Source organism: Bacillus sp. AFS029637 (assembly GCF_002584985.1).
In the GTDB taxonomy this organism is placed as follows: Bacteria; Bacillota; Bacilli; order Bacillales; family Bacillaceae_G; genus Bacillus_A.
On record NZ_NUPZ01000084.1, the window covers coordinates 1 to 1,387 of the forward strand.

At 30.6% G+C, this 1,387-nt stretch carries 1 protein-coding gene; it reads left to right on the forward strand.

Translation table 11 applies throughout. The annotated features are described in order from the left end of the window. Positions 1-254: 254 nt before the first annotated feature. On the forward strand, positions 255-1,184 hold the full coding sequence (locus COE49_RS26900) for a DMT family transporter (protein ID WP_141524827.1): 930 nt from the start codon (positions 255-257) through the stop codon (positions 1,182-1,184). The last annotated feature ends 203 nt before the right edge of the window (positions 1,185-1,387 follow it).

The following is a 1,387-nucleotide window of genomic DNA, read 5'->3' on the forward strand; positions in this document are numbered from 1 at the left end:
TATTTTTATTTTCCAAATGTTAAAATCCATAAATTTAATAAATCTTAAAGAGGAAAGAAGATGAAATAGATACTGTTTAAAATAAATTTTGAGCGATAGTGCCGTAAAAGGTTATAAAGTAATACGTTTAAATGTTAGTTTAAGGTGAGAATTACCTTTTTACATAACGTTTTTTCGTTATCAAAGGATTTCACATAAGAAAAAACCTATAATTAAGATAGTTAACATATATTTTTTGATGGGTGTGGGGGATTATGAAAGAAATATGCATGTTATTAATGGCTGTTATATTATGGGGGACAGCCATTGCACCAACAAAGTGGGCACTAGAATCTATTCAGCCATTTACTTTGTTGTTTATTCGTCTTTTCTTTGCGGGTGGAATCTGTTTACTATTCTCATGTAAACAATTAAAAAGATCGGTTGTACATAAACAGGTGCCATGGAAAAGAATGAGTTTACTATCTTTTACTGGTGTAGCTGGTTACTTTATGTTCACATCCTATGGAATTTCTTTAACAAGTGGATTGCATGTTAGTATTATTGATGCTGCTTTACCTTTAGTTACAATTCTTTTTTCAGCGTTCTTTTTGAAAGAAAAAATTCAGCTTAATTATTGGATCGGTATTGTACTAGGGGCTGCCGGAGTACTTCTTATTACAATCCCATCTAGTAAAGTCGATCAAGAAGTATCTTTAATAGGAGATATCCTTATTTTATTAAGTACTTTCTTATTTGCTTTCTATACAGTACTGCTGAAAAAGCCAAAACAAGAACAGTATCTATCAAACAAGGTTTTTACAACATTAACTTTAATTATTGGAGCTGTTATTCTATTACCATTTGCAATGGCAGAAACTTTTTATTACGGTTTTCCAAAGGTTGAAATATGGAAGGCTGGACTAAGTGTAATATATCTTGTTATTGGGGCAACAATTTTAGCGTATTGGTTTTGGAATAGAGCATTAGAGACAGTCTCGGCATCAGTAAGTGGACTATATTTAAATGCTTTACCGTTAATAAGTATTGTTGCTTCAATTGTTCTATTAAATGAATCTTTAACGTGGAAAATAGTAATAGGTGGTAGCTTAGTTTTATTTGGAGTGATATGGGCGGATAAACGTAAATTAATTGATTTATTTATAGCAGGCGATCGAAATGTTAAAGGGAATGAAGAATGTTAAAGTTTATAAGAGCATGTATATAATGTTTAATGAAAAGGATGTCTTGTACGTAATAGGATGTCCTTTCTTTATTTTCATTGAAATAGAGAAAGGTGAAACTAATAATGAAAATACCTTTGAAATTATTTTTATTATTAATTGAATAAAAGGTGTTGACGATTAGGGTATAGGGGTGTAATATAAAACAAGTCGCCGATGACATT